Origin of the sequence: Arthrobacter bussei (assembly GCF_009377195.2) — a bacterium.
Lineage (GTDB): Bacteria > Actinomycetota > Actinomycetes > Actinomycetales > Micrococcaceae > Arthrobacter_D > Arthrobacter_D bussei.
The window spans coordinates 1,419,319-1,444,240 of record NZ_VJXX01000001.1; the positions used below are offsets into that span (position 1 = coordinate 1,419,319).

Here is a 24,922-nt window from a genome sequence, read left to right on the forward strand (position 1 = left end):
ATGGGCGCCCCTCCAGCACCCGTGTTCGCCGCGATCGACATCGGGGCCTCCTCCGGTCGCGTGATCCTCGGCAGCGTCTCCGAGGACGGCCCCCGCCTCACGACGGTCCACCGCTTCCCCAACGGCGCGCAGTTCCTCGGCGGCGCGCTGCGGTGGGACATCGATGCGCTCTTCGCCGAGGTGGTGGCGGGGCTGCGCCTGGCGGCCTCCGCCGCAGCGGGGTCGGGTCTACGGATCGCCGGCATCGGCATCGACACGTGGGCCGTGGACTACGGGCTGGTCGACGCCGACGGAATCCTGTGGCACCTGCCCTTCAGCTACCGCGACGCGCGGACCCGGACGACCGTCGACGTCGTCCACCGCACGGTTCCACCCGAGGCCCTCTACGACCGGACCGGGCTGCAGTTCCTGCCCTTCACCACGGTCTACCAGCTCGCCGCCGAGCGGTCGCTCGACGGCGTGCAGGCCCTCCTGATCCCCGACCTGCTCGCCTACCGCCTCACCGGCGAGCGCCGCACCGAGGCGACCAACGCGTCCACCACGGGCCTGCTCGATGCGCGGACGGGCACCTGGGCCGAGGATCTGCTCGACGCGCTCGGTCTCCCCGGTGACCTGTTCCCTCCGCTCGTGGAACCCGGAGCCGTCATCGGGCAGCTGCTGCCCGAGGTCGCACTCGCCACCGGACTGCCGGAGGAGACAGCCGTCGTCGCCGTCGGCTCCCACGACACCGCCTCCGCGGTCGCCGCCGTCCCTGCCACCGGGCCGGGCTTCGCCTACATCTCCTCCGGCACCTGGTCGCTCGTCGGCGTCGAACTCGACGCGCCCATCCTCACCGCCGCGAGCCGCGCCGCGAACTTCACCAACGAGCGGGGTGTGGACGGAACCATCCGCTACCTCCGCAACACGGGCGGGTTGTGGCTCCTCCAGGAGTGCCTGCGGGAGTGGGCCGTCGAAGGGCCGGTCCCCGATCTGCCGACCCTGCTCTCGGCTGCCGCGACGCTCCCGGCCGGCGGGCCCATGATCGACGCCGAGTCCACGGACTTCCTCGCGCCGGACGGGATGCCCGGTCGCATCCGGCGCGCGGCGGGCGATCTCCCGACCCGGGAGTCGGTGGTGCGGTGCATCATGGACAGCCTCGCCGACGCCTACGCGCGCACCCTCCGGGACGCGGCACGTCTCTCGGGACACACCATCGACGTCATCCACGTGGTCGGCGGCGGATCGCAGAACGCCCTCCTCTGCCAGCTGACGGCGGACCGCACGGGCCTGCCGGTCCTCGCCGGTCCGGTGGAGGCGACAGCCCTCGGGAACATCCTGGTCCAGGCGCGGGCGGCCGGCCTCCTGGAGGCCGGCCCCGGCCTCGGGAGCATCCGGCGAGCGGCGCACGCCGCGGCGGACACGGTCCGGTACGAGCCTGCACGCAACGGAGCACTGACGACGGCGGGATAGCAGGCACCGCGGGCGAGCACCCCGACGACGGTGGCACGGCCGGTACGGGCGACGGATGGTCCTGGCGACGGATGGTCCTGGCGACGGATGGTCCTGGCGCGGAGCACCGACGATGGCGGACACCTGCCCGCGTGCGGCGCGATCACCGGGGTCGGCGCAGTGTGACGGGGCCCTTCGCGGTCGAGGGATCGATGACGGCGCCGCGCTGCACCATCTCCGCGAGTCCGCGGGCTACGAGCCTGCGGGCGGCGTTCCGCGCAGGCTCGTGCAGCGACGCGTCACCGCCACCGAGGGCCGCGGCAGCGGCGGCCGGGTCGACCCCCGAGCCGCGGGATCCGGCGCCGAGCCGCCCGAGGAGCCACTCCTCCAGCGCCGTGTCGATGGCGCGGACCTTGCGGGCCCTGCAGGCGTCGCTGCAGTAGGCGACGTCCTCCCAGTTCCGCTCCCACTTCTTCCGCCACTCGATGCGGCGGCCGCAGGAGCGGCAGGACCTGGGCTCGTGCGCCTGCCCTGCTGATCTCACCATCGCGGCACCGTGCCCGTCACATGCGCCCGAAGACGGAGCGGATCACGGCGAACGCGCCGTAGCAGATGAGCCCCAGGGCGACGGCGGTCAGGACGTGGGCACCGAGGGGGTGGTACTGCAGGGCCTTGAGGCTGCCGTCCAGTCCCGTCGACTCCTGGGCATCGCGGTCCAGTCCGGCGATCACGAACAGGCCACCCACCAGGAGGAGCGCAAGGCCCTTGGCGATGTGCCCCACGACCCCTACCACCTCGATCACGCGGCCGCGGGCGGTGTCCTCGAACGTCCTGAGTTCCGGGCGGAAGTTCCTGCGCACCCCCTTCACCACGAAGTGGACGCCGATGCCGAGGATGATGCCCGCGGTCACGAACACGAGCAGCACGCCGAACGCCGACGCCAGCAGGGTCCTGGTGAAGTCGACCGTGGACTCGGAGGAGTCCGGCCCGTCGCCGAGGGCGAAGCGCGCGAAGGTCGCCGCCATCGAGCCGTAGATGATGACGAGGGACCCGGACGAGATGTGCTTGCCGATGCGCTGCTTCCGCGGGAGGTGGCGCGCGCGGAGGGTCGCTTCGCTGAACTGCCAGAGCGCCAGGCCCGCGCAGCCGACGGCGCAGATCCACATCAGCGCTGTCCCTGCGGGCCCTTCAGCGACCTCCTCCAGCGCACCCGTCGGTTCGGCCTCACCGTTCCCCCCGACGGCGATGCGCAGGGCGATCAGGCCGATCAGGATGTGCACGACCGCGAGCGCTCCGAATCCGAGCCGCGCCACCACGTCGAGGGCACGCGTGTCGGAGACGTGCTCGACGGCGTCGGCCGCGCGGCTCGCGCGGCCCCGCAGACCCGCGCTGCTGTCCGTCGTCGCCACCGTGCCCTCCCGCATCTGCCCCAGCCGTCCCTTCCGCCGGTCGGCGGGGACGCTCCGGATGTCTCCCCACCAGCATAGGAGGAGCGGCGCCCCCTTGAGGCTGTCGCTCCGAGGCGGCACACTGGTGGTGCCGGTTGCATCGGCACGCCAGCGCACACCCCGGTCTCACCCCAGCAGTACGTCGGACAGCGCTGTCTCGACCACTGGGAGTGCGCATGCTGAATGAGGACGTCGTGACGGAGAGCGGCTCGCTGCGCCTCGCCCAGGAGCGGGATCTCATCGCAGGGCTGGAGGCGGTGGAGATCAGCACCGACCTGCCGCAGGCGCTGATCGAGGCGGCCGCGATCAAAGTGGCCGCGGAGGAGTTCGGCCGCACCGACGTCGCCCTGTGGGCCGAGGTCACGGCACTCGACGCCCTGACCCGGACCGAGGGCGCGCGCGACGCCCGGGCTCGCGCTGCGCACATCCTCGGCTGGGCGACCGAGCAGGGCGACACCCGGCTCGCCAGCCGCTGCCATGCCCTCCTCGCGATGACGGACCTCATGGCGGGCCTCTCGGGCACCGGCGCCGAGCACGCCACGACCGCCGTGACGCTTCTCGACGGGACCGAGCTGCCACGCCTCCGCGCGAAGCTGCTCACCCGGCAGGCGGTCGGGCTGTTCGCCGCGGGCTTGCCGCAGCACGGGTTCGACGTGACCCGGCGAGCCCTGGTGCTCGCGGAGCAGCTGCGCGACCACGAGCTGAAGGCCCAGCTCGCGTCCAATGCGTTCCACGCCGCCATGGACGAGGTGTTGCCGGAGGAGGCATCCCGGTGGAGCGAGATCCTCGACGAGGTGGTCGCCGCCGCACCGCACCTCGAGGGCGAGTTCAGTGACGTCCTCATCCGCGGTCACCTCGCCTCCGGTCGGCCGGAGGAGGCATCGGCGGTGCTCGAGCGGTACGGGATGGACGTCACCCCGGGTTCCCAGCCCGAGCTCCGCGCGAGCCGGAAGCTCCTCCTCGCGCAGATCCATCACGGCCTCGGGGAGCTGGACCTCGCTGTCCGCGCCCTCGACGAGGCAGAGGCCCTCACGACCCTGCACGAACTCGAGGAGATCGCGGCGTCCGTCCTCGAGGAACGCGCCGCCGTCGCGGCGACGCAGGGTGATTTCATGCTCGCCTACGAACTCCACCGCGCGTTCCACAGCGCCTCCCGGACCCGCTGGCTCGAAGCCCGGCGCTCCCAGGTGGACCACCTCTTCGCGGCTCAGAACCTCACCGAGGCGATCGTCAGGGCGGAACAGGCAGAGGCCGCCGTCGCGATCGATCCCCTCACCAAGGTGCGGAACCGGCGCTGGGTCGAGGACTCCCTGGCCGACGTCGTACGGTCATGGCAGACCGGTGGCGCCTGGACGGGCTCCCTGGCCATCGTGGACCTCGACCACTTCAAACAGGTCAACGACCGCTTCGGCCACGCTGCGGGGGACGACGTCCTCGTCTCGGTCGCCGAGTGCCTGCAGGAATGCCACGGCGTCCGGGACGTCGCGCGCATCGGTGGCGAGGAGTTCCTGCTGGTCCTCAAGCAGCATGCGGATCCGCAGGACGTGGCGGACGCCGTCCTGTCCGCCGTCCGCCACCTGCGATGGCCGCACATCCACCGTGGGCTCCACCTCACCGCGAGTCTCGGCTTCGCGGGCTGCGTCCCGGGCACGACGTCGTCCGCCCTCCTCCGGGAGGCGGACCTCAACCTCTACCGTGCCAAGCGCACGGGACGGGACCGGGCGGTCGGACCCTGGTAGCTGCCCACGTGGAACCGGCCGGACGCGGGTCGCGCCGAGGCAGAGCGCCCCGTCGGAGCGGCCCCGTCCGGCGCCGGTATCAGGGCCGGCGCGCCAGCCACGCCTCCAGTGACGCCCGCACGAATCCGGCGCCGCCCGGTCCTCCGTAGTTCGCGCCGAAGCGCGGGTCGGTGACGTACATCTCGGCGAGGCCGCGGAGATAGTCGGAGGACAACCGGCCCCTGTCATCGCGAGGGACGCCCGGCACGGACGAGAGCCAGGCGATGTGCCGCTCGGCCAGCCGGCCGGCCTCCGCGCTGCCCGCCGATACCCCCGCCGAGGCGGCATCCGTCCAGGCGGCGTTGAGATCTGCCACCTCGTCCTGGAATGCTCGCCGTTCCTCCTCGCTCCTGCCCCGCCACCAGGAGTCGCCCTGCGCGTAGGCCTCCGCGCCCCATCGCTCCGTCACCTCCCGTTCGTGGCGGGTGTGGTCGAATCCGTCGAACATGGTCTCGGGCATGGGTTCTTCTCCTCGTTCGAGGGCCTCCACCGTGGTGAGGACCGCGTTGATCTGCTGGTCGAGCCGTTGCTGCTCGCTGCGGAGGTGATCGAGGTGTGCGCGCAGGGCCGACGCCGGGTTGCCGCCCGGCTCTTCGTCGACGATGTCGCGGATCGCCGGCAGGGACAGTCCCAGGGACCGCAGCAGCAGGATGCGCTGGAGCCGCAGCAGTGCAGCGGCGTCGTAGTACCGGTAGCCGTTCACCCCGATGCGCGTCGCCTCGAGCAGACCCACCTCGCCGTAGTGGCGCAGCGTCCTGCTCGTGGTGCCCGCCAGCCGCGCGACGGCCGTGATGGGGTAGTCCATGCCGCTCCTTCCTCGAGCATCCGGTGCTCAGGGGCGCCGGTGGGTACAACGGTAGGAGTTGACGCAGCGGCAGGGTCAAACGAGGCGTGTCCCCCGTGAGTCACTCTCCCGGACGGTATACGGTCGAGGACAGCGAAGTTCCGTCGAGGGAGTCAGATGCGCTCGAGCCGAGCGGACAGGTCAGCCGAGGCCACCGTACCTGCGCAGTGGGTGAGGATCGGACTGCTCAGGAGCTTCCTGGTCCTGATGGTCCCCGTCCTTGCACTGAGCACCACGAGTTACCTGCTGTGGCGGGCCATCGCACAGTCGACGCCGGAGACCTTCCCGGACATCCAGTTCTGGTTCTACTTCTTCGATGTGGGCCGCGAGATCAACGTGCCCACCTGGTTCAGTGCAGGCCTGTGGATCGGTGTCGGTCTCATCACCGGCTACTTCGCCCGGCGTGCGGCGCGGTTCCGGGTGTCCTGGGGCTTCTTCGCCTTCCTCGCCTTCTTCCTGTCCCTCGACGAGACGCTGGAACTGCACGAGAGGCTCGACGGCATCGGCAACGAGCTCGCCCGGTACGTGCCGATCACCCTCGGGTTCACGTGGGTGCTTCCCGGGGTCCTGATCGCCGCCGTGCTCTGCGCCTTCCTGCTCAGGCTGGTGGTCTCGCTGCCGAGACGTGCGATGATCGGTCTCCTCGCGTCGGGCGTGGTCTTCGTCAGCGGCTCGGTGGGCGCGGAGACGCTCTCGGGGATGACCCTCATCAACGAGGGTCAGGCGCCGTCGTTCTTCGTCCTGACGCTGGTCGAGGAGACGCTCGAGATGACCGGGCTGGCCCTGTGCGTCGCATCCCTCCTGCACCTCCTCCAGCACCGCCGCGTCGAGGACGGGATCGCCTACCGGGTGGCCGGCGGTGCTGCCGCACCGCACCGGACCCGGCCCGGACGCACGGGGACCATGACGGAGACCACGTCGGAGACGATGGTGGACACCATGCAGGACGACGTCGGGTCGACGGCGTCCCGAACCGCCCATCCCGCAGGTGCTCCGCACCTGGCCGCGCCTGGACGGTCCGCCGCGGCCGGCACCGCCCCGACATCCGCCACACCGGATCCGAGCGAGTCGCCCGCACCCTGACCAGCGGTGTCCCGACGATGGGCGTGCCCCGGTCATCCACCGTCCGGAGCCATCAGGTGTCCCGCAAGGGCCTCAGCCCGACGGAACAGCAGTGCCCTGCGGGACCGTCAGCTGTACCAGAACCACTGGGGCGGGCGCCACGACGTCGGCACCGTATGGGCGTTGAACGTACCGCATTCGGAGCAGCTGTAGCTGGCACTCGCCGGAAGCAGGTCCGTGGAGTGTTCCGCCTGCCGAGCAGGCACGAACTCCTCGAACATCAGGTAGTCGTCGGTGTTGCACCGGGGGCAGGAGGGTGATTCGCCCGTGTCGAGGAGAGGAGAGGTGGGACCGCTGGTGCGCGTGCTCCGCCCGTGATCGATGGTTGTCATGAGATTCACCTTTTTCGTCTTGCCTCCGACGCTGGAAACAAGTAGTAAGGGTACTTATACCTAGAATATAGACTCCCGCTCCGCGTTGCGGAAGCAGGTATTCCGCAGCGCCGGGGCGGGGTCCGGGTGCCGCGACGCCGGCTGGCACAATGAGCTCCATGACTTCCAGGGCCCCGAGATCATCACCCGCCCTCTCCCCGGAACTGGCGGGGCCGCTCCGCCGGGCCCTTCACGCGAGCCGCGACGTCACCGTCTTCGTGGACGGCACCGCGCACCGCCTTCCCGCGGAAGCTCACGCTGCCGTCGTCGACCTCCTCACCCGCCTGTCCGACGGCGACGCCGTGCAGGTGACGTCCGTCGCCGAATTACTCACCACGTCGCAGGCGGCGGAGCTCGCCGGGATCTCGCACAGCTATCTCCGGAAGCTCACGGATGCGGGAACCCTCCCGGTCGAGTACCGGGGCTCGCACCGTCGCCTCCGCAGGGCAGACGTCGAGGAGTGGCTCCGTGGCCAGCTCGAGCGCAGGGATCCGGTCGGGGCGCCGCACGGGCCGGACGCGGCCGAGTCCCGCTGACAACCGTGCGCAGCACGGACAGCACCCGGTCAGTCGCGCTCGAAGCGGGGCCGTGACCGCCAGCGCTGGGCCTTGAGTGCCAGGTGCAGTTCGAGGCGCACCAGCCCCGCCAGCGGATCGACGCCGATGATGGAGCGGATGCGCGCCAGCCTGTTGTAGACACTGCTGCGGTGGAGATGGAGCTGGGCTGCGACGTCCTGCACCGACCCGTTCTTGTCGTAGAGCAGTTCGAGGACCGGAAGGAGTTCCTCCACGCGGTCGGCCTCGCTCAGCTCCCCGAAGTGGACGCTGCCGTGCGTGGGCGCCTGCCAGCCGGCGGCGCCGAGGAACTGGTAGGCGCCGATGTCCGCATAGGCGCACGCCTCGCCGAGCTGCGGATCCACTGCGGCGGCCTGGACGGCATGCTGCGCCTGCAGCATGGCCTCCATCAGGTCCCGTGGATCGTCAGCGGGCTCGCTCAACCCGAGGATGAACCGGCCGGCCGAGCGGCCTGCGCGCTTCTCCACCTCGCGCGTGTACCTGCCCAGCACCTGCGTGAGCGCCGTGCGGCCCACGTCCGCCGCGCACAGGAGGACCGAGACGTCCGGGGAACCGGCGCTGAAGAGGACCGGTGCGACGCCGACCGTCGCCTGCAGCGCGAGGGTGCGCTGCAGCAGCGCGGCCTCGTTCGGGTCGGCCCCCTCCCTCGGTGCGGTCGGATGGGGCACCTCGAACACCATGGCGATGCGCCAGGGGCCGTGGCCACCGAGCTCCCGCCAGCCCCGCAGCTCCTCGACGGCGGTGGCGACGCCGCGGCAGGCCGCCAGGAACGTCGCTTCACGCCGGGTCCGGCGCTCGGAGGACGCCGTGTCGGTCTCGAGGAGCAGTTCGGCCAGCCGGTCGATGGTCGGCCGGACGGCCGGGAGCGCGGCCAGGATCCCGGCGGCAGGATCATCGCTCGACTGCTGCTGCACCCACAGGTAGCCGACCCGGAAACCCCGGACGAGGAGGGGGACGCAGACACGCCCGAGCATCCCGAGATCCTCGTTCGCCGGAACGGCGACGGCGCGCACCGCATGGGTGATGCCGTGCCGCTGCTGCCACTCGCTGACGTCGGCGGGAACCCGTTTGCTGAGGAGGAAGTTGACCCGGACGCGGTCGGCCGAGGTCTGGTGGCTGCTGTAGGCGAGGAGCACGCCGTCGGGGTCCTCCAGCGAGAGGCCGCGTCTGAGGCACTGCGCTATGGACTCGACGACGTCCTCGATGGCCTGGTTCTGCACAGACCAACAGTAGGGCGACCGGTCGTTCCGGGCGACATGTGCCGCTCCCGGACTCGACATCTGTCGATGGCGGCACCGACGCTACCGTGCTAGTGGTGCGCGTCACACCGCCGGAGTTCCGCGGCGTGGCGCCGTTGTGTTCCTCCGGGCGGGTCGGCCGGCGACGCTCCCCGGGGACACCGGCCGAAGACCCCCGGTCGGACCGCCCGGCACGGGCCTATCGTTGAGTCACCCCCCGTCCGCCCCGATCGCAGCCTGGAGAATCCCATGATCATCGGCGTCCCCAAAGAAGTGAAGAACAACGAGTTCCGGGTGGCGATCACCGCGTCCGGCGTCCATGAGTTCCGCGCACACGGACACACCGTCCTGGTCGAGCGCGGCGCCGGGACCGGCTCCAGCATCACCGATGCGGAGTACGAGGCGGCGGGAGCCGAACTCGTGGACGACGCCGACGACGTGTGGGCGCGCGCGGACATGGTCATGAAGGTGAAGGAACCGGTCGCGGCGGAGTACCACCGCTTCCGCGACGGGCTCATCCTGTTCACGTACCTCCACCTGGCTGCCGAGCCGGAGCTGACCCGCGCCCTGCTCGACGCGGGTGTCACCGCCATCGCCTACGAGACGGTGCAGGACGGCCGCTCGCTCCCCCTCCTCGCTCCCATGTCCGAGGTCGCCGGCCGCCTGTCCGTCCAGGTCGGTGCGCAGGTGATGACGGCACCCGCCGGCGGCCCGGGCCTCCTGCTCGGCGGGGTGGCAGGGGTCCGCCCTGCCAAGGTGGTGGTCCTCGGCGCGGGGGTCGCAGGAACCAACGCGACGGCGATGGCGGTCGGGACGGGTGCGGAGGTCACCATCCTCGACATCGACATCGCCCGGCTGCGCGAGATCGACGCCCTCTACGCGGGCCGCGTCAAGACCGTCGCCTCCAACTCGCTGGAGATCGAGACCTCCGTCCTCGAGGCGGACCTCGTGATCGGCTCCGTCCTCATCCCGGGCGCGCGCGCCCCGAAGCTCGTCACGAATGCCCTCGTCGAGCGGATGAAGCCCGGCAGCGTCCTCGTCGACATCGCCGTGGATCAGGGCGGCTGCTTCGAGGATTCGCGCGTCACCACCCACGAGGACCCGACCTTCCGGGTCCACGGGTCCCTCTTCTACTGCGTGGGCAACATGCCGGGCGCCGTCCCGAACACCTCGACCTACGCGTTGACCAATGTGACCCTCCGCTACGCCGTCGCCCTCGCGGACAAGGGGGTCCAGGCTGCGTTCGCGGCCGATCCGGCGCTGGCCCGAGGACTCAACGTCGCTGCGGGCCGGGTGGCGCACCACTCCGTGTCGGCGGCGCACGGCCTCGAGCTCGCCGAGGACCGGGCCGCGCTGGTCGGGTGATCCCCGTCCGCCGGTCGTGCGCTCAGCGCGGACCGCGCCGGACGGGGAACGCCGCATGGACCCGCTCGATGAGCCGGACGACGGCGAGGGCCTCCTCCACCGATACGGGAGCTGGTCCCTCCCCGTCGATCGCCGCAGCGAGGCCGGCGTAGAACGCCGGGTAGTCGCCCGGCCCCACGGGGAAGGGCTCCTCGGTTACGCCCGCGCCGAGCACGCCGCGGCTCGCGCCCGGCAGGCTGCAGCGGCTGCAGCGACGCCGGCAGGAGGGACACCCTGGTCCAGCAGCGCCTCCTGCGGGTCCGTCCCGGTGATGACGAGCGAACCGGCGCTACCGGTGACGCGGAACCGCGGGCGGGCCAGCGGTTCGAGCGTGCCGGCGCGCACGTGGCTCGTCACGCCCGACGCGTGCTCGATGACGACGAACGCCGTGTCCTCCGCGGCGGTGTCCTCCCGGTTCCGGTGCAGCTGCGCGAAGACGGCCTCCCCCGGGCCGAAGAGCACCAGCGCCTGGTCGATCAGGTGGGTCCCGAGGTCGTGGAGGACGCCTCCACCCGCAGCGGGGGCCGCCTCGCGCTTCCAGGCCTTGCCGACGGTCGGCTTCCAGGACTCCACAGCGGACTCGACGCTCCGCACGGTCCCTAGCCTGCCGGCGTCCACCGCTGCCCGCACGGCCAGGACGTCACCGTCCCAGCGGCGGTTGTGGAAGGGGACGAGGAGCCGGCCGGCACGCAGGGCGGCGTGGCGCAGCCGCTCGCCCTCCTCGGCGTCGACGACGAACGGTTTGTCGGCCACCACGTGCAGGCCGGCGGCCAGGGCCGCGGTGGCCAGCGGACCGTGCGTCGCGTTGGGTGTGGTGATCACCGCGAGTTCGAGGGCCGGCACCGCGCGGAGTGCCTCGCCGAGGGTGCCGACGACGACGGCCTCCGGATGTTCCCTCCGTGCCGCGTCCTGCCGCGCCTCACTGCGCGTGGCCACGGCGGCGACGTCGAAGCGCGGGTCATGCCGGAGCAGCGGGGCGTGGAAGACGCGGCCACCGTGGCCGAACCCGACCAGGACCGTGCTGATCGGACGGTCGGGAGGTGCTGACACGGGCGGGCGGAAGGGTCAGGACGGGTCGAAGTGGGCGCGGGGCACGGAGCCGTTGAGGCCGGCGACCATCCCCGCCGCCAGGATGCGCAGCTTGACGTTGCGGGAGTTCGACGCCCGGCGGAGCTTGTCGAACGCGTCCTTCTGCGAGCAGTTGTCCTGCCCCATGATGATGCCGACCGCGAGATCGATCTCGGTACGGGTCTGGAGGACCGCGTGCAGGTCCTCCGCGGTCGCCGTGTGCTGCGCCACCCTCACCGCGAGCTTGAGCGCCTGCGACGCCTGGACGGTGAAGGCCCGCGCCACCCGGCGGTACTCGTCGCTGAAGACCGAGCTGTCCTCGGCATACAGGTTCAGGGCCGCGCGGGCGGATCCCTCGAGGTCCAGGGGAAGGCAGAACATGGCGCCGACGTCGTTGCGGGCGATGTGCCGCATGAAGTCCGGCCAGCGGTCCTCGGAGGCGACGTCGGCGATGAAGACCTCGTCATGGACCCGGAGGGCGTGCAGGCACGGGCCGTCGTTGTGGTCGTACTGCACCTCGTCCATCGCGCGTGCCTTCTCGCCGCTGCTCGCGACGGTGAGCTGCTCGCTCGGAGACCGCTGCAGGGTGATGCCGCAGTAGGTGTCTCCCTGCGTCCCCAGGGTCTCGGCCGTGAAGTCCGCGAGCTCCTGGAGGAAGGACCGGACGTCCGGGTGGTCGACGAGCAGGTCCTGAAGGCGCGCGGCGGCCTCCGCGGGCGGCAGGACCTCCACCTCGTCGGCGACCACGTGGAGGATGCGCGAGGAGGGGTCGTCGCCGGCGGATGTCGCCCGGGCATCGGCCTGCGCCTCGGGTAGCTCCTCCATACCGACTCCAACCTCGACTCGCCCGCCGGCAGGCTGCCGGCGCTTTTTCCACAGTGTACAAGGGCTCCGCGATCACCCCGGACCGACGTCGGACCGCCTGCCGGAGCCATGAGCGGCGGCGCCGGCCGCGCGCCGTCAGGCGGCCAGAGCCGAGACGAGGGCGGCCCAGGAGGCGGTCAGCCGCTCGACGGACATCCCCCGATCGTCCTGCAGATGGAGGAGCAGACCCGCGTTGAGGACGGCGGCCAGGTGGTACGCGCCCACCTCGGGATCGGAGGCCCCGATCCCCCGCAGCAGTATCGCGAGGTGCAGGCGGACCAACCGCTGCGTCGGGTGCTCGAGATCGGGTCCGCCCTGCTGTTCCGTGGCCCGGAGGATCTGTCCGTCCAGTCGCATCCTGGCGATGCTCGCCTCTCCGAAGGCGATGAGCCGCTCCAGCGGCGGGGCGCCCGGGCCGAGCGGCGGCGGGCCGCTCATGAAGGCCTGCTGGAATTCCCGTCCGGCCTCGTCGGCGAGCGCGTGCATGAGGCCCGCCCGGCTTCCGAAGCGGCGGAAGACGGTTCCCTTGCCCACCCCCGCCCTGCGCGCCACCGCATCGGTGGTCAGCCGTTCCGCACCGCAGGTCGCCACGATCTCGGCCGCGGCGTCGAGCAAAAGCCGGCGGTTCCGGGCCGCATCCGTGCGTTCTCCGTCGTCGCCCGTGACCCGGAGCAAACCCTCCCCCTGCATGGGGCAAGCATAGACCCGGAATAAAACGGACCGTGGTCCGCTTGACCCTGAGCAGACGCGGATCAGTGCGTCCGCACCAGCCCCGGCCGCGAGGTCACTAGCAACGGAGATTCCATGACCACCACGATCCTGACACTCGTCGGCAGCCTCCGCGAAGGCTCCATCAATCGCCAGCTCGCAGAGGCCGCGAAGGAGCACGCGCCCGAGGCCGTGAACGTGGTGACGTTCGATCGCCTGAGTGAGGTCCCGTTCTACAACGAGGACATCGACAACGACGCCGACCGCCCGAAGTCGGCCGACGACCTCCGCGCCGCAGCCGCAGACGCGGACGCCCTCCTCCTCGTCTCGCCCGAGTACAACGGCACCATGCCCGCCGTCCTCAAGAACGCCATCGACTGGCTGTCCCGCCCCTACGGCGCCGGCGCCATCTCGAGCAAGCCGGCCGCCGTCATCGGGTCCGCCTTCGGCCAGTACGGCGGAGTCTGGGCCCACGACGAGGCGCGCCGCGCCCTCGGCGTCGCCGGAGCGTCGGTCGTGGACGACACCAAGCTGTCCATCGGCGGATCGATCACCCGCTTCGCCGAGGTCCACCCGAAGGACGACGCCGAGGTTGCCGGCCAGGTGTCGGACGTCCTCTCGGCCCTGGCGGGAGCCGCGTCACCCGTCGCAGCCTGAGGAACGCACCCTCGGCCGAGGGCACCCGGATCGGAACACGACGACGCCGGCGCAGAGATGCGCCGGCGTCGTCGTGCGTGCACCGGAACATTCCGGTGACCGGGTGTCAGTGCCAGAGGCTGTCCGCCCAGGCGGCGTCCCGAAGGTAGTCCCGCGCGGGACCGATCTCCCACAGCTGACCCTGCGATTCGAGCACGCCGTCGTTCTGCATGGACTCGATCGCCTCGGAGGAGCAGCCGAGCGCCTCGGAGAGGTCGTCCTGGTCCATGGCGAGCACGATGGTGTTCCTGGCATTCATGGTGCGGTCCTTCGCTCGATGGGTCCTGGGCGGCCGTGACCGTCAGGGCTGTCGCGGTGCAATGAGGTCCACCTGCGGCTTCCAGCTCCGCGCGTAGAGACCGAGGGCGGCCTCCTCGCGGGGGACGAATCCGAGGCGGTTGAGCGTCATGTGCGCCTGGTAGACCGTGAGGTGCTGCGCGCTGCGGCTGACCCGCACCTTGTCGGCGCGGTAGAGGTAGGTGTCGAGCGCCCGGTACCAGCGCCGTCGCCAGTTGTGCACCGCGGACTCGGACGCCGTCGCCGCCATCAGGGCGTGGAAGCCGGTCGCCTTCGAGGAGACCTGCGCCGCCATGGCCTCGCGGACTGCCGGAGCGCGCGGCCCGACGTCGGCGGTGCAGGTTCGCAGGTGGCTGTCCCAGTAGAAGTCCCAGGTCAGGCGACGGCGATCCTGCCAGCCGGCCGAGCGCGGCCCGCGCATCATGCTCTGGGCGGCGTCGAACAGGACCAGAGCGCCGAGCGCCGAGCGGCTCTGCATGCGGGGGAACCGCTGGTTGCCCCAGATCGCCAGCTCGGAGCTGAGTTCGAAGACCTCCTCGGCCAGGTGGAGTCCCTCCACACCGCCGTACTTCACGAGGTTCGCCTCGAGCTGAGGGTCGGCCATCTCCTGCCCACCCGAGTAGTAGGTGTTGCTCGCGGGAGCCGTGTAGTGCTGACGGACCGCCAGCAGCGGAAGGGTCCGCGCAGTGCGGGCCTGGAGCGCCCGCTGGAAGGCGCGGAGCCTCTCGAGGACCCGGGGGTGCGCGTGGATGCTGAGCCTGATCTGGCTGACCACTCCGGTGGATGCGTCCTCGCATCGCGTGAAGTACCAGCGCTTGGCGCCCAGCGCCTGCGCCTGCGCCACCAGCGGGGTGACCAGCTCTTCGATGATGCCGTCCGCTACATCGAAGCCACCCGTCGAGAGGGAGAGATGCCACCACTGAGTGCTGACGACCGTCCGTGAGGCGGTTCGCACGGCTGTCAGCTGACTCATGGCTCTCTCCTTCAGGGTCTGTGATCACCCCCGCTGGGGCGGGCTATGGGAGCGGCGCCCGGGCTCTAGTCCGGCGCCGCCATGTTCCTACTTGGGCCAGTCCCAGCTGCTGGCCGAGACCGAGGCCTTGGGCCAGTCCCAGCTTGCCGCGCTGACGGTCTGGCCTGCCGGCGCAACGGCTCCGACCAGGATCATCAGGCCTGCAGTTGCGCCGAGTACCTTCTTCATGGCGATCCTTCCTTGCCCGTTCCCCGGGAGGTCGAACTGGTCCGCACTGCGGATGCGCAGTGCCCGTATCCATCGGCATCCCGGTCAGGACCCCGGTGAACCGGCTCCATCAGAATGTCGGTGCGCAGAGGGTAGTGTCCAGCAGTACGGGTGGCCGTTTGCGGACATGACGCCAACCGGACGCCGAGCGGATGCGGACACCACGGCCATGCGTGCCGACAGGGAAGACGGATACGGCGGATCCGCGGAACGACGCGGATTCCCGGCTCGGACGGGGCCCGTGGATTGCGAGCCCGCCAGATGTGTCATTAACTGGACATGTCATGTTTTTCGCACCGTGCTGAATGCTCATGACCAGGGGACGACAGGGAGGGTTCATGCTGGATGCCACGGCGCTGGAGGTCTATCGCTATGCGGTGGGACACCCGGGCTGGACCCGCGCCGAGGTGTCGGAGCAGCTGGGCCTGACACTGCGCCGGATCGACGAGGCCATCGGCGAGCTGTCCCGGCGCCGGCTGCTCAGCCCTCAGGCGGGCAGCGACGACGGCCTCGTCGCGGTGTCCCCGGATGTCGCCCTCGCCGATCTGGTCGACGCCGACGAGCGCACCCTGCAGGACCTGAAGGCACGCATCAGCGGCCAGCGGCGCGAACTCTCGAGCCTTCTCCCCACCTTCCTCGATGCGCGCAAGCACGTCCTCGCGAGCACGTCGGTGGAGACACTCGAGGACCCCCACCTCATCCACCGCGTGCTCATCGACTACGGCCGGGATGTGACGGAGAAGGTCTACATCGCACAGCCGGGACAGGGCTCGACGGCGGACGTCCACGAGGAGAGCGTCCGGAAGGACCTCGAACTCCTGGAGAAAGGGGTGCGCCGCCGCACCCTGTACGACACGAGTACGAGGGACCACGTCCCGACGCGGAAGGCCGTCGAGGCCATCGCCGCCGGCGGTGGTGAGTTCGGAGTCCTGCCGTTCATCCCGCTGCGCATGCTGATCTTCGACGAGAAGCTGGCCCTGGTGGGCCGACAGCTGACGCGCGACGACAAGGCGGCGCTCGTGATCCGGGACCATAGCCTGATCAACATCTTCACGCAGCTGTTCGAGATCGCCTGGGAGATCAGCCAGACGTTCCTGGCACCCGAGGAGGTGGAGTCCCCGCTCAGCAGCTTGCAGCGATCGATCATCCAGGGACTCGCCAACGGGCTCTCCGACGAGTCGATCGCACGGCGGTTGGACATCAACGTGCGGACGTGCAGGCGGCACATCGCCTGGATGCTCGAGACCCTGCGCGCGGACAGCCGTTTCCAGGCCGCGCTGAAGGCCCGCGACGCCGGCTGGATCTGACGGCGCACGCGCCGCTGGTCAACACCTGTTGCCTGATGGTGAACCCGCGCCTAGACTCTGGGCGTGACGTCCTCCAGCGAAGCCTCCGCCGACCTCCTGCCCGCCGAGACGGAAGCAGCCCTCGAACGCGCCGTCGACTCCGCTGCACGGCACGACCCGCTCTTCTCCGTGCGCGCGGCGAACATCAAGCAGTCGGCCGTCCGCGACGTCTTCGACATCTCGATCCGCCCCGGCCTCGTCTCCCTGGCCGGTGGCAGCCCCTACCTCCGGTCCCTCCCCCTCGAGGACCTCGGCCGCACGGCCCAGAAGATCATCGCCGAGCACGGTCTGGAGGCTCTGCAGTACGGCGGCGGGCAGGGGATGGCGGAACTGCGCTCACTCGTCTGCGACGTCATGGCCGCCGAGGGGATCGTGGGCGCCAGCCCCGAGGACATCGTCATCACCACCGGATCGCAATCCGCCCAGGACGTCGCCGCGAAGGTCTTCTGCGATCCCGGAGACGTGATCCTCTGCGAGGACCCGACGTACGTCGGCGCCCTGAACACCTTCGAGGCCTACGAGGTGGACGTCGTCACCGTCCCGATGGACGAGGACGGACTGATCCCGGACGAACTCGAGCGCATCATCGGCGAGCTCGAGGCGGAGGGGCGTACCATCAAGCTGCTCTACACGATCCCCAGCTTCAACAACCCGAGCGGCATCACCCTGGCCGCCGACCGCCGCCAGCGCGTCGTCGACATCTGCCGCGCGCACACGATCCTGGTCCTCGAGGACAACCCCTATGGCATGCTCCGCTTCGACGGCGAGCCGCTCGAGCCCCTGCGCGCGGCCAATCCCGAGGACGTCATCTACCTCGGCTCGTTCTCCAAGATCTTCGCGCCCGGCGTACGCCTGGGCTGGGCGCTGGTGCCCAGACACCTCTACCGCCGGTTCTACCTGGCCTGCGAGGCGGTGGTGCTCTGTCCGTCGCCGCTCACGCAGATGCTCGTCACCGCCTATCTCACCGAGTACGACTGGCGCGGGCACCTGCAGTCCATGCGCGGCCTCTACCGCGAGCGGTGCGAGGCCATGCTCGGCGCCCTGTCCGCCGAGCTGCCCGACGACGTGCACTGGACCACGCCCGACGGCGGCTTCTTCGTCTGGGTCACCCTGCCCGAGGGGATCGACACCTATCCCCTGCTCTACACCGCCATCGACGCCGGCGTCGTCTTCATCCCGGGTGCCGCCTTCACGCCGTCGGACGAGCCGTCGAACAAGCTGCGCCTGGCGTTCAGCGCCGTGTCCCCCGAGGACATCGTCGAGGGCGTCCGGCGTCTCGCGCCGATCCTCCGCGATGCCATCACCGATCTCCGGGCGCCCTAGGCGTCAGCGCGGCGGGCGCCTCTGCTGGCGGAACGTCACCGTGATCGAGATCAGCGCGGCGACGATCACCAGGATGGACAGGCGGGCGATCGTGTCCAGCCACGGGAAGGCGAGTTGCAGGAGGCTCGAGGCGATGAAGCCGACGACCACGACCAGCAGCAGCCTGCTCAGCGGGTACCTGGCGCGCGGTCGACGGTCGGGATCCTCCCCCGGCAACTCCTGGTTCATGCGCCAACCCTAGTCGAGGAGCAGCGCTGGTTCCTCGAGGATCGAAGCGACGTCCGCCATGAAGCGGGCACTGAGGTCCCCGTCCACCACGCGGTGGTCGAAGGATCCCCCGAGGGTCGTGATCCAGCGGGGGATCACCTCGCCGTCGAGCACCCAGGGTTTCTGCTTGATGGTGCCGAACGCCACGATCGCCACTTCCCCCGGATTGATGATGGGCGTTCCCGTGTCGATGCCGAGGGCGCCGATGTTCGTGATGGTCAGCGTGCCGCCCTGCATCTGGGCAGGCTGCGTCTTGCCCGCCCGCGCCGTCGTCGCCAGCTCGTTGAGGGCCAGTGCGAGTTCCTTCAGGGAGAGATCCTGCGCATCCTTGATGTTGGGCACCATGAGGCCCCGCGGCGTGGCCGCGGCGATACCGAGGTTCATGAAGTGCTTGACGAGGATCTCGTCGTCCGACCAGGTCGCGTTCACGGAGGGGTTCCGTGCAGCGGCCCAGATGACCGCCTTCGCGAGGATCAGCAGGGGTGAGACCCTGATGCCCTCGAAGTCCCGGCTGGCCTTGAGCCGCTTCACGAACTCCATGGTGCGGGATGCGTCGACGTCCACGAAGATGCTGACGTGCGGCGCGGTGAAGGCGCTCTGGACCATCGCCCTGGCGGTGGCCTTGCGGACGCCCTTGACCGGGATGCGCTCGATGCGGTCGCCCCCGAGGAGCTTGCGCTCCGACCAGAAGGAGTCGGCGCCGTCCTGCTCCGCGTCACGCTGCGACTGGTAGCTCATGAGGTCCTGCTTCGTGACCTCGCCGGCGGATCCGGTGGCCGGCACGTCGGCCAGGTTGATGCCGAGGTCCCGCGCCGCCTTCCGGACCGGGGGCTTCGCCAGGACGCGATTGATGAGCTGGTTGAGCGGGTTCACGCGGCCCTGGGCGCTGATGCTCGCGGACGGTGCCGGCGTCGCGCTGGGCACCTGCTGTCGATCTGCCGTCCCAGGGCCGACTGACGTAGGCGGTGCGGGCGCGACCGTCACGGTGGACTGTCCGTCGACGGGCGGCTGGAGGCTTCCCGCCGCCCGGTCATCGCTCCTGTCCCGATGGCCGGCCGCCGGCGCGGCGGAGACGGCCCGGGCCGGGGCGGACGGTGCCTTGCGGGGGCGGCGTTTGACGGCGTCGGCCTTCGGGCCCGTCCCGACGAGGGGGCCTGGTACCGGATCCGCGGGACCCGATCCTGGTGCCGTCTCCCCTCGCCTTGCTGCGGGGCCTGCGCCGGACGCGGCATCACCGCCGGCAGCGGAGTGACCTCCGGTGACCGTTGCGGGACCATCGGCCTGTGGGCCTGCCAGTTCCCCCGGCATCTCCGGCACGGGGACCTGGCCCTCGGTCGCCGAGCCTGCCTCGCTCCCGGCTGACTCTTCTGCCGGCACCTGCGCGTCGCGGCCGTTCGAACCCTCGAGCCGAGGCGCCGCCCCGGACGTCGGCGCGGTCACGGCGGAGTCGCCACTGCCGCCACCGCCGGACGGTCCGGTGCCATCCTCCACGGAGATGATCGGCGTCCCGACCTCGATCGTCTCGCCCTCCGGCACCAGCAGCTCGGAGACCGTGCCCTCGTAGGGCGAGGACAGCTCGACGAGGGACTTCGCGGTCTCGATCTCGCAGATGATGTCGTTGACGGATACGGCTGCGCCTGGCACCACTCTCCACTGCACGATCTCCGCCTCGGTGAGGCCTTCACCGACGTCGGGCAGGTTGAACGTCTTCAGCGTCATGGTGGTCCTTCAGTATGCGAAGGCACGGTCGAGTGCCTCGAGGATGCGATCGATGTCGGGCAGGTACTGCTCCTCCACGCGGGCGACCGGATAGGGCATGTGGAACCCGCCCACACGGATGACGGGCGCCTCGAGGGACAGGAACGCCCGCTCGGAGACGCGGGCGGCGATCTCGCCGCCGATCCCGCCGAAGGTCGGGGCCTCGTGCGCGACGACCAGCCGCCCCGTGCGGATCACGGACTCGGTCACGGTGTCGAAATCGATCGGCGAGATGGACCGAAGGTCGATGACCTCGACGCTCCGCCCGTCCTCCTCGGCAGCGGCGGCCGCCGCGAGCGCCACGGGCACCAGCGGACCGTAGGCGACCACCGTCGCATCGGTGCCACGGCGGAGGACGTGCGCGGTGAACGGATCACCGACGGGCGCCCCCGTGTCCACCTCGCCCTTGAGCCAGTACCGTCGCTTGGGCTCGAAGACGATCACCGGGTCCTCGCAGGTGACGGCCTGCTGGATCATCCAGTAGGCGTCCTGGGGATTCGAGGGCGTGATGATCCGGAGGCCGGCGGTATGGGCGAACAGCGCCTCCGGCGACTCCGAATGGTGCTCGACGCTGCCGATGCCCCCGCCGTAGGGGATGCGGATGACCACGGGGGCACTCAGCATCCCGTCGCTGCGGGTGCGCAGCTTGGCGAGCTGGGTGGTGATCTGGTTGAACCCCGGGAACACGAAACCGTCGAACTGGATCTCGCAGATGGGCCGGTAGCCGCGGAGGGCGAGCCCGATCGCCGTGCCGATGATCCCTGACTCGGCGAGCGGGGAGTCGACCACGCGCATCGCGCCGAAGTCCTTCTTCAGTCCGTCCGTGACCCGGTACACGCCTCCGAGCTCACCGATGTCCTCCCCCATGAGCAGGGTCTTCGGATCGTTCGCGAGGGACGCGCGGAGGCCCTCGTTGATCGCCCTGGCGATGGTCATCGTCGCCATCAGGCGTGCTTCCCTTCGTCGGCGAAACCGGACTCGTACTGCTGGAAGAACCGGAGTTCCTCCTGCACGAGCGGGTGCGGCTCGGCGTACACGGCCGCGAAGCGGCTCTCCAGATCCGGCGCGGTCATCGACAGCACGGCCGCCCGGAGGTCCGAGGCCATGACCCGGGCCTCGCCCGCGAGCCCCTCGAAGAAGGCGTCGTTGGCGAGTCCGGCCGAGCGCAGATAGGTCTCGAGACGGGCCAACGGGTCCCGGGTCCGCCACTCCTGCTCGTCACCGGACAGCCGGTACTTGGTCGGATCATCCGCCGTGGTGTGCGCACTCATGCGGTAGGTGTACGCCTCGATCAGTACCGGTCCCCTGCCGGTCCGCGCGTGCTCGAGGGCCCAGCGGGTGACGGCCTCCACGGCGAGGACGTCGTTGCCGTCCACGCGGACGCCCGGGAAGCCGTAGCCCTCGGCCCGCTTCGCCAGCGGCACGCGCGTCTGCACCGTCGAGGGCACGGAGATGGCCCACTGGTTGTTCTGGCAGAAGAACACGACGGGCGCATCGAAGGACGCCGCGAACACCATGGACTCGTGGATGTCGCCCTCGGAGCTCGCTCCGTCGCCGAAGTAGGCGACGGACGCGGCCTGCGGGAGCGAAGGATCGGCGAGCTGGTCCCGCTGGATGCCCATGGCGTAGCCCACGGCGTGCAGGGACTGCGCGGCGAGCACCAGGGTGTAGAGGTGGAAGTTCCGCTCACGGGGATCCCAGCCGCCGTTGGTCACGCCGCGGAAGAGGCGCAGGATCTCGGACAGCTCGACGCCGCGGGTCAGCGCGACGCCGTGCTCGCGATAGGTCGGGAAGGCGTAGTCCTGGGCCTCCATGGCGCGGCCCGACCCGATCTGTGCGGCCTCCTGACCGGTGAGGGGGACCCAGAGGGCCAGCTGACCCTGCCGCTGCAGGGCGGTGGACTCCTGGTCGAAGCGACGGACGAGGTACATGTCCCGGTAGAGCGAGAGCAGGTGCGGGGCGTCCGACGTCGAGAGGTAGGGCGCGAAGTCGACGAGCTCACCGGCGATCTCGGCCGTCATCCCATCGGCCAGCCGGCCCTCCGGATCGAGGATCCGGAGCATACCCGGCTCGGCCTGACGGTCCTGCCCGAGTCCCGCCGTGCGCGCCGCGCGCTCGACCTCCTCGACCTCGAACTCCGCTGTCGGCAATCGACCGCCGTTCATCCCTCGCTCCTCATCCGACCTGCACATTCCATGTGCGGAATGTATGCCATCAGTCATACACCGGAGAACATATCTTCCGGCGACATCCTGACCAAGACTAGTCAGCGCGGGCCGACGGGCCTATTTAAGACGGCGTCAGCCTTCCGCTGGACGGTGCGGGAAGTCTCTGCACAGCGCCAGGAAACGGGTGTTCGCGGCCTCCTCGCCGATCGAGACCCGAACTCCCTCGGACCCGAAGGCACGGACGGACAGGGCGTGCTCGCCGGCCCGGACGGCGAAGTCCTGGGTGTGCTCACCCAGGGCGAGCCACACGAAGTTCCCCTCGGCCTCCGGAATGGTCCACCCCAGATCCCGGAGGCCCGCGACCACCCGGATGCGCTCGTCGACGATGCTCTGCACGCGCACCTCGACCTCGTCGATGTGGCGCAAGGACGTCACGGCCGCGTGTTCAGCGATCTGGGAGACCGCGAAGGGGACGGCGCTGACGCGGAGGTGCTCGGTCAGGGCCGGTTGGGACACGGAGTACCCGACGCGCAGCCCGGCCAGCCCGTGCGCCTTGGAGAAGGTCCGGAGCACGATCACGTTCTCGTACCCGCGATAGAGCTCGATGCCGTCGACGGCATCGGACCTGCGGACGAACTCCTGGTACGCCTCATCGATGACGACGACGACGTGGGCGGGTACCTTCTCGAGGAAACCGACGACGTCGTCGCGTGTGAGGACCGGCCCGGTCGGGTTGTTGGGCGTGCAGAGCATGACCACCCTGGTGCGGTCGGTGATCACGGCCGCCATCGCGTCCAGGTCATGGGTACCGTCGGCGCGGACCGGCACCTGCACTCCCGCGGCGCCGGCGAGCCCGACGCTGATGGGATAGGCCTCGAAGGAACGCCATGCGTACACGACCTCGTCCGGAGCGTCGAAATCGTTCTGGCCCGCGAAGGTCGCGAGGATCTGGTTCAGCGCTCCGAGGCTGCCGGCCCCGGTGACGATGTCGGTCGCGGGGACGCCGAGGTAGCCCGCCAGCTCGGTGCGGAGGGCCGTGGTCATCGGGTCGGGGTAGCGGTTGACCGAGGTCTCGGAGGCGATCGCCTCCAGCACGGCCGGCAGGGGCGGGAGGGGGTTCTCGTTGGAGGACAGCTTGAAGCTCTCCAGGCCCTCCACCACCACGGGCGGCTTGCCGGCGGCATAACGCGGCAGCTTCCCGAAGACGCCGCGTGGGCGCAGGCCCTGCTCTGTGCTGCCCGCAGTGTCCCGACCGGTGGTGGACGGTGCCGGGGAGTCGTCGATCGAAGTCATGGCCATAGCCTAGACCCGCCTCCCGTGGCATGCCTTCCCGCCGCAGCCTGCACCTCGTGCGCGGGATCCGGTCTCCGTACCGCGGTGAAGGAGGACCGTCGGGCCGAGCCGCGCGCGGCGGCCGAAACGAGGAGTGCCATGGCGGGACCCAGCGACGGCGCCGTGCCGGCGTCGACCAGGCGCGCCCCCGCTGCGTAGTTCCCGAGCTTGTGCGCCGGTCCCAGCCCCCAGGGTTCGGCGGACCCGTCCGCCTCCCGCCCCAGAGGGGGTACCTGATGGGTCAGCGTGACGGTGGTCCGGTGGGGATCGTCGGGGTTGGGGATCGCGTCGAGGAGCGGGACCGGGTCCACTGCATGCTCCAGGTGCAGGTACTCGGTGTCCGCCGTCGGGTGCCACCCCGTGGGTGAGCCGACCGTCACGACCAGCTGGACGTCGTACGACGCGCCGAGACCGGTCCCGCGCGCGAGATTGACGGCGTGGATCCCGCCCTGGCTGTACCCCGCCAGGATGAGTGCGTCCCCCTCCTGCGCCCCCGCTCGACGCAGCGCCTCGCGCACAGCGGCTTCGGTGTGGCGGCTGTCCTCCACGAGAGCCTCGGCGACACCCCCGGCGTTGAAGGGGTTGCTGCCGCGCGCGTCGCCCACCAGCCCGGACTGCGTTCCGGGCAGCACCACCAGATGGACCGGCTGCGTCTCCGTACCCAGCCGCAGCACCTCGAACACGCCGGGCCCCTCCGCCTCCACGGCGGAGATCCGGGCGACGACGCCCTCGATCGACCCATCGAAGGTGACGACGTCCGAGGCCGTCCCGGAGACCGCACCGCGCGTCTCCAGCAGGTCGATGGGCCCGACGTCCAGCGCGCCGCGACGGATGGCCTCGCGGGCGAGGGCCCGCGCCGTCACCACCGATGCGCGGCGCGCCGACTCGGTCGCTGCACGGGCCGCATCATCCGCCCAGGCATAGGCGTCCACGGCAGATCTCAGCCTCTCCCCCGTCTCGGTGAGTGACGCCGCGTTCTCCATGGCCGAGTAGAAGGAGGCACCGACCTGCCCGCGTGCCTCCTGGTAGGCCGCTCCGGCGCCCGGGGGCAGGAGCTGCACCGGACGCCATGGCAGCTCGGCGACCTCCGCATCGAGCTGCGCGAGCGCCGTGGCGACCGCGGCGGTGTCCGATGCGAGCAGGGAGAGGACGCTCGCGGCGTGGTCGAGTTCCTCCCACTGGAAGCGGATCCCGCCCACACCTCCGCGGATCAGCAGCGGGCCGTCGCCGGGATCCTCGGGCCCGAGCAGCCGCGTCACAGCCCTGCCCCTCGCTGCAGGGCCTCCGCCACGCGGACGAGGCGGCCGTACTCGCCCAGGAGACGGGCTGCGGAGTGGAGCAGCTCGATGGTGCCCGAGAGCTCGCTGCACCGCTCGGCCAGGTACGTACGGAAGGCGCCGCCCGCGGGCGAGTCCCAGGAGAGGAGGGAGACGGACAGCGCCTGGCGCCGCACATCGGTGAGGCTCTCCGCATGCCGGGTCAGGGCTGCCTGGATCGCCAGTACGTCGTCGCCCGCGCCGCCCCCCGGACGGCTCGAACCACCCTCCCCGCCACTGTCCATGATCCGTCCCCTCGCCCGCCCTGTTCGTCCACGCTAGGAGCCCTACGGAAAGGCCACCCGAGGGTGGCCGGGTATGTGGACAGGCC

Annotated in this window: 27 protein-coding genes; 8 read left to right on the plus strand and 19 right to left on the minus strand. The window is 70.7% G+C overall.

Features of this window, described 5'->3' with window-relative positions; translation table 11 throughout:
* Entirely contained in the window at positions 1-1,449 is a 1,449-nt protein-coding gene (locus FNH21_RS06710) for a rhamnulokinase (protein ID WP_152813245.1), read from the plus strand.
* Between the two features lie 142 nt (positions 1,450-1,591).
* On the opposite strand, the gene FNH21_RS06715 is transcribed toward FNH21_RS06710, so the two are convergent.
* A complete protein-coding gene (locus FNH21_RS06715; protein ID WP_152813247.1) occupies positions 1,592-1,975 on the minus strand; it encodes a DUF2256 domain-containing protein in 384 nt (127 codons plus the stop codon).
* 16 nt (positions 1,976-1,991) lie between these two features.
* Positions 1,992-2,852, minus strand: coding sequence for a DUF1206 domain-containing protein (locus FNH21_RS06720; RefSeq protein WP_152813248.1), 861 nt, complete (start codon positions 2,850-2,852; stop codon positions 1,992-1,994).
* Positions 2,853-3,052: 200 nt separating this feature from the next.
* Here FNH21_RS06720 and FNH21_RS06725 point away from each other — a divergent pair, with 200 nt between their 5' ends.
* Positions 3,053-4,615 (plus strand): GGDEF domain-containing protein, encoded by a 1,563-nt coding sequence (locus tag FNH21_RS06725; RefSeq protein WP_152813250.1) that lies wholly within the window; start codon positions 3,053-3,055, stop codon positions 4,613-4,615.
* Positions 4,616-4,694: 79 nt separating this feature from the next.
* Here FNH21_RS06725 and FNH21_RS06730 read toward each other — a convergent pair whose 3' ends face one another.
* Positions 4,695-5,459, minus strand: a complete 765-nt coding sequence (locus tag FNH21_RS06730) for a MerR family transcriptional regulator (RefSeq protein ID WP_152813252.1) — start codon at positions 5,457-5,459, stop codon at positions 4,695-4,697.
* Positions 5,460-5,615: 156 nt separating this feature from the next.
* Between FNH21_RS06730 and FNH21_RS06735 the strand changes: the two genes are divergently transcribed.
* Positions 5,616-6,581 carry a hypothetical protein gene (locus tag FNH21_RS06735; protein ID WP_152813254.1) on the plus strand — a complete coding sequence of 322 codons (966 nt, stop codon included), beginning with the start codon at positions 5,616-5,618 and terminating at the stop codon, positions 6,579-6,581.
* A gap of 107 nt (positions 6,582-6,688) precedes the next feature.
* Here the strand turns inward: FNH21_RS06735 and FNH21_RS06740 are convergent, their stop codons facing one another.
* The gene (locus FNH21_RS06740) at positions 6,689-6,952 is read right to left on the minus strand and encodes a hypothetical protein (RefSeq protein ID WP_152813256.1); all 264 of its coding nucleotides are present in this window, start codon (positions 6,950-6,952) and stop codon (positions 6,689-6,691) included.
* Between the two features lie 158 nt (positions 6,953-7,110).
* On the opposite strand from FNH21_RS06740, the gene FNH21_RS06745 reads away from it, so the two are divergent.
* Positions 7,111-7,527 (plus strand): helix-turn-helix domain-containing protein, encoded by a 417-nt coding sequence (locus tag FNH21_RS06745; protein WP_152813258.1) that lies wholly within the window; start codon positions 7,111-7,113, stop codon positions 7,525-7,527.
* A 29-nt stretch (positions 7,528-7,556) separates the two neighbouring features.
* Here the strand turns inward: FNH21_RS06745 and FNH21_RS06750 are convergent, their stop codons facing one another.
* Complete coding sequence (locus FNH21_RS06750) at positions 7,557-8,786, minus strand: helix-turn-helix domain-containing protein (protein ID WP_191931672.1); 1,230 nt, start codon at positions 8,784-8,786, stop codon at positions 7,557-7,559.
* A 267-nt stretch (positions 8,787-9,053) separates the two neighbouring features.
* Here FNH21_RS06750 and ald point away from each other — a divergent pair, with 267 nt between their 5' ends.
* Positions 9,054-10,169 (plus strand): alanine dehydrogenase, encoded by a 1,116-nt coding sequence (gene ald / locus FNH21_RS06755; protein WP_152813262.1) that lies wholly within the window; start codon positions 9,054-9,056, stop codon positions 10,167-10,169.
* Between the two features lie 22 nt (positions 10,170-10,191).
* Here the strand turns inward: ald and FNH21_RS06760 are convergent, their stop codons facing one another.
* The 4 genes from FNH21_RS06760 to FNH21_RS06775 all read right to left on the minus strand — a co-directional run bounded on the left by FNH21_RS06760 (position 10,192) and on the right by FNH21_RS06775 (position 12,830).
* Positions 10,192-10,347, minus strand: coding sequence for a hypothetical protein (locus tag FNH21_RS06760; protein ID WP_191931673.1), 156 nt, complete (start codon positions 10,345-10,347; stop codon positions 10,192-10,194).
* Positions 10,348-10,364: 17 nt separating this feature from the next.
* Positions 10,365-11,258, minus strand: coding sequence for a Gfo/Idh/MocA family protein (locus FNH21_RS06765; RefSeq protein ID WP_152813264.1), 894 nt, complete (start codon positions 11,256-11,258; stop codon positions 10,365-10,367).
* Between the two features lie 15 nt (positions 11,259-11,273).
* Positions 11,274-12,101: a GAF and ANTAR domain-containing protein gene (locus FNH21_RS06770; protein ID WP_152813266.1), complete on the minus strand. Its 828-nt coding sequence runs from the start codon at positions 12,099-12,101 to the stop codon at positions 11,274-11,276.
* Between the two features lie 135 nt (positions 12,102-12,236).
* On the minus strand, positions 12,237-12,830 hold the full coding sequence (locus FNH21_RS06775) for a TetR/AcrR family transcriptional regulator (protein ID WP_152813268.1): 594 nt from the start codon (positions 12,828-12,830) through the stop codon (positions 12,237-12,239).
* Between the two features lie 114 nt (positions 12,831-12,944).
* On the opposite strand from FNH21_RS06775, the gene FNH21_RS06780 reads away from it, so the two are divergent.
* Complete coding sequence (locus FNH21_RS06780) at positions 12,945-13,505, plus strand: NAD(P)H-dependent oxidoreductase (RefSeq protein WP_152813270.1); 561 nt, start codon at positions 12,945-12,947, stop codon at positions 13,503-13,505.
* 106 nt (positions 13,506-13,611) lie between these two features.
* Here FNH21_RS06780 and FNH21_RS06785 read toward each other — a convergent pair whose 3' ends face one another.
* The 3 genes from FNH21_RS06785 to FNH21_RS06795 all read right to left on the minus strand — a co-directional run bounded on the left by FNH21_RS06785 (position 13,612) and on the right by FNH21_RS06795 (position 15,042).
* Positions 13,612-13,803: a hypothetical protein gene (locus FNH21_RS06785; RefSeq protein ID WP_152813272.1), complete on the minus strand. Its 192-nt coding sequence runs from the start codon at positions 13,801-13,803 to the stop codon at positions 13,612-13,614.
* Positions 13,804-13,845: 42 nt separating this feature from the next.
* Positions 13,846-14,814 (minus strand): lantibiotic dehydratase C-terminal domain-containing protein, encoded by a 969-nt coding sequence (locus tag FNH21_RS06790; protein ID WP_152813274.1) that lies wholly within the window; start codon positions 14,812-14,814, stop codon positions 13,846-13,848.
* An 87-nt stretch (positions 14,815-14,901) separates the two neighbouring features.
* Positions 14,902-15,042 carry a hypothetical protein gene (locus tag FNH21_RS06795; protein ID WP_191931674.1) on the minus strand — a complete coding sequence of 47 codons (141 nt, stop codon included), beginning with the start codon at positions 15,040-15,042 and terminating at the stop codon, positions 14,902-14,904.
* Positions 15,043-15,419: 377 nt separating this feature from the next.
* Here FNH21_RS06795 and FNH21_RS06800 point away from each other — a divergent pair, with 377 nt between their 5' ends.
* Together FNH21_RS06800 and FNH21_RS06805 are read left to right on the plus strand one after the other, a co-directional pair.
* Positions 15,420-16,388, plus strand: a complete 969-nt coding sequence (locus tag FNH21_RS06800; RefSeq protein WP_152813276.1) for a helix-turn-helix transcriptional regulator — start codon at positions 15,420-15,422, stop codon at positions 16,386-16,388.
* A gap of 63 nt (positions 16,389-16,451) precedes the next feature.
* The gene (locus tag FNH21_RS06805) at positions 16,452-17,750 is read left to right on the plus strand and encodes an aminotransferase class I/II-fold pyridoxal phosphate-dependent enzyme (RefSeq protein ID WP_191931675.1); all 1,299 of its coding nucleotides are present in this window, start codon (positions 16,452-16,454) and stop codon (positions 17,748-17,750) included.
* Between the two features lie 3 nt (positions 17,751-17,753).
* On the opposite strand, the gene FNH21_RS06810 is transcribed toward FNH21_RS06805, so the two are convergent.
* The 7 genes from FNH21_RS06810 to FNH21_RS06845 all read right to left on the minus strand — a co-directional run bounded on the left by FNH21_RS06810 (position 17,754) and on the right by FNH21_RS06845 (position 24,836).
* Complete coding sequence (locus FNH21_RS06810) at positions 17,754-17,978, minus strand: hypothetical protein (RefSeq protein WP_152813278.1); 225 nt, start codon at positions 17,976-17,978, stop codon at positions 17,754-17,756.
* 9 nt (positions 17,979-17,987) lie between these two features.
* Complete coding sequence (locus tag FNH21_RS06815) at positions 17,988-19,736, minus strand: dihydrolipoamide acetyltransferase family protein (RefSeq protein WP_152813280.1); 1,749 nt, start codon at positions 19,734-19,736, stop codon at positions 17,988-17,990.
* Positions 19,737-19,745: 9 nt separating this feature from the next.
* Positions 19,746-20,720 carry an alpha-ketoacid dehydrogenase subunit beta gene (locus FNH21_RS06825; protein ID WP_152813283.1) on the minus strand — a complete coding sequence of 325 codons (975 nt, stop codon included), beginning with the start codon at positions 20,718-20,720 and terminating at the stop codon, positions 19,746-19,748.
* Positions 20,720-21,940 (minus strand): pyruvate dehydrogenase (acetyl-transferring) E1 component subunit alpha, encoded by a 1,221-nt coding sequence (pdhA, locus tag FNH21_RS06830; protein ID WP_338403179.1) that lies wholly within the window; start codon positions 21,938-21,940, stop codon positions 20,720-20,722. The genes FNH21_RS06825 and pdhA overlap by 1 nt, the downstream gene beginning before the upstream one ends.
* 135 nt (positions 21,941-22,075) lie before the next feature.
* A complete protein-coding gene (locus FNH21_RS06835; RefSeq protein WP_191931676.1) occupies positions 22,076-23,236 on the minus strand; it encodes a histidinol-phosphate transaminase in 1,161 nt (386 codons plus the stop codon).
* The gene (locus FNH21_RS06840; protein WP_152813287.1) at positions 23,233-24,534 is read right to left on the minus strand and encodes a hypothetical protein; all 1,302 of its coding nucleotides are present in this window, start codon (positions 24,532-24,534) and stop codon (positions 23,233-23,235) included. Before FNH21_RS06840 ends, FNH21_RS06835 begins: the two co-directional genes overlap by 4 nt.
* Positions 24,531-24,836, minus strand: coding sequence for a hypothetical protein (locus FNH21_RS06845; protein WP_152813289.1), 306 nt, complete (start codon positions 24,834-24,836; stop codon positions 24,531-24,533). The genes FNH21_RS06840 and FNH21_RS06845 overlap by 4 nt, the downstream gene beginning before the upstream one ends.
* Between the last annotated feature and the right edge of the window lie 86 nt (positions 24,837-24,922).

What these genes read in the sequence shown, in the direction of transcription:
- FNH21_RS06810 (WP_152813278.1), bottom strand. Translation starts at nt 17,978, where the DNA reads ATGAACCAGGAGTTGCCGGGGGAGGATCCCGACCGTCGACCGCGCGCC.
- FNH21_RS06825 (WP_152813283.1), bottom strand. Translation starts at nt 20,720, where the DNA reads ATGGCGACGATGACCATCGCCAGGGCGATCAACGAGGGCCTCCGCGCG.
- FNH21_RS06725 (WP_152813250.1), top strand. Translation starts at nt 3,053, where the DNA reads ATGCTGAATGAGGACGTCGTGACGGAGAGCGGCTCGCTGCGCCTCGCC.
- FNH21_RS06775 (WP_152813268.1), bottom strand. Translation starts at nt 12,830, where the DNA reads ATGCAGGGGGAGGGTTTGCTCCGGGTCACGGGCGACGACGGAGAACGC.
- FNH21_RS06735 (WP_152813254.1), top strand. Translation starts at nt 5,616, where the DNA reads ATGCGCTCGAGCCGAGCGGACAGGTCAGCCGAGGCCACCGTACCTGCG.
- FNH21_RS06800 (WP_152813276.1), top strand. Translation starts at nt 15,420, where the DNA reads ATGCTGGATGCCACGGCGCTGGAGGTCTATCGCTATGCGGTGGGACAC.
- FNH21_RS06730 (WP_152813252.1), bottom strand. Translation starts at nt 5,459, where the DNA reads ATGGACTACCCCATCACGGCCGTCGCGCGGCTGGCGGGCACCACGAGC.
- FNH21_RS06795 (WP_191931674.1), bottom strand. Translation starts at nt 15,042, where the DNA reads ATGAAGAAGGTACTCGGCGCAACTGCAGGCCTGATGATCCTGGTCGGA.
- FNH21_RS06770 (WP_152813266.1), bottom strand. Translation starts at nt 12,101, where the DNA reads ATGGAGGAGCTACCCGAGGCGCAGGCCGATGCCCGGGCGACATCCGCC.
- FNH21_RS06845 (WP_152813289.1), bottom strand. Translation starts at nt 24,836, where the DNA reads ATGGACAGTGGCGGGGAGGGTGGTTCGAGCCGTCCGGGGGGCGGCGCG.
- FNH21_RS06710 (WP_152813245.1), top strand. Translation starts at nt 1, where the DNA reads ATGGGCGCCCCTCCAGCACCCGTGTTCGCCGCGATCGACATCGGGGCC.
- FNH21_RS06835 (WP_191931676.1), bottom strand. Translation starts at nt 23,236, where the DNA reads ATGACTTCGATCGACGACTCCCCGGCACCGTCCACCACCGGTCGGGAC.
- FNH21_RS06720 (WP_152813248.1), bottom strand. Translation starts at nt 2,852, where the DNA reads ATGCGGGAGGGCACGGTGGCGACGACGGACAGCAGCGCGGGTCTGCGG.
- FNH21_RS06785 (WP_152813272.1), bottom strand. Translation starts at nt 13,803, where the DNA reads ATGAATGCCAGGAACACCATCGTGCTCGCCATGGACCAGGACGACCTC.
- FNH21_RS06740 (WP_152813256.1), bottom strand. Translation starts at nt 6,952, where the DNA reads ATGACAACCATCGATCACGGGCGGAGCACGCGCACCAGCGGTCCCACC.
- FNH21_RS06745 (WP_152813258.1), top strand. Translation starts at nt 7,111, where the DNA reads ATGACTTCCAGGGCCCCGAGATCATCACCCGCCCTCTCCCCGGAACTG.
- ald (WP_152813262.1), top strand. Translation starts at nt 9,054, where the DNA reads ATGATCATCGGCGTCCCCAAAGAAGTGAAGAACAACGAGTTCCGGGTG.
- FNH21_RS06815 (WP_152813280.1), bottom strand. Translation starts at nt 19,736, where the DNA reads ATGACGCTGAAGACGTTCAACCTGCCCGACGTCGGTGAAGGCCTCACC.
- FNH21_RS06790 (WP_152813274.1), bottom strand. Translation starts at nt 14,814, where the DNA reads ATGAGTCAGCTGACAGCCGTGCGAACCGCCTCACGGACGGTCGTCAGC.
- FNH21_RS06715 (WP_152813247.1), bottom strand. Translation starts at nt 1,975, where the DNA reads ATGGTGAGATCAGCAGGGCAGGCGCACGAGCCCAGGTCCTGCCGCTCC.
- pdhA (WP_338403179.1), bottom strand. Translation starts at nt 21,940, where the DNA reads ATGAACGGCGGTCGATTGCCGACAGCGGAGTTCGAGGTCGAGGAGGTC.
- FNH21_RS06780 (WP_152813270.1), top strand. Translation starts at nt 12,945, where the DNA reads ATGACCACCACGATCCTGACACTCGTCGGCAGCCTCCGCGAAGGCTCC.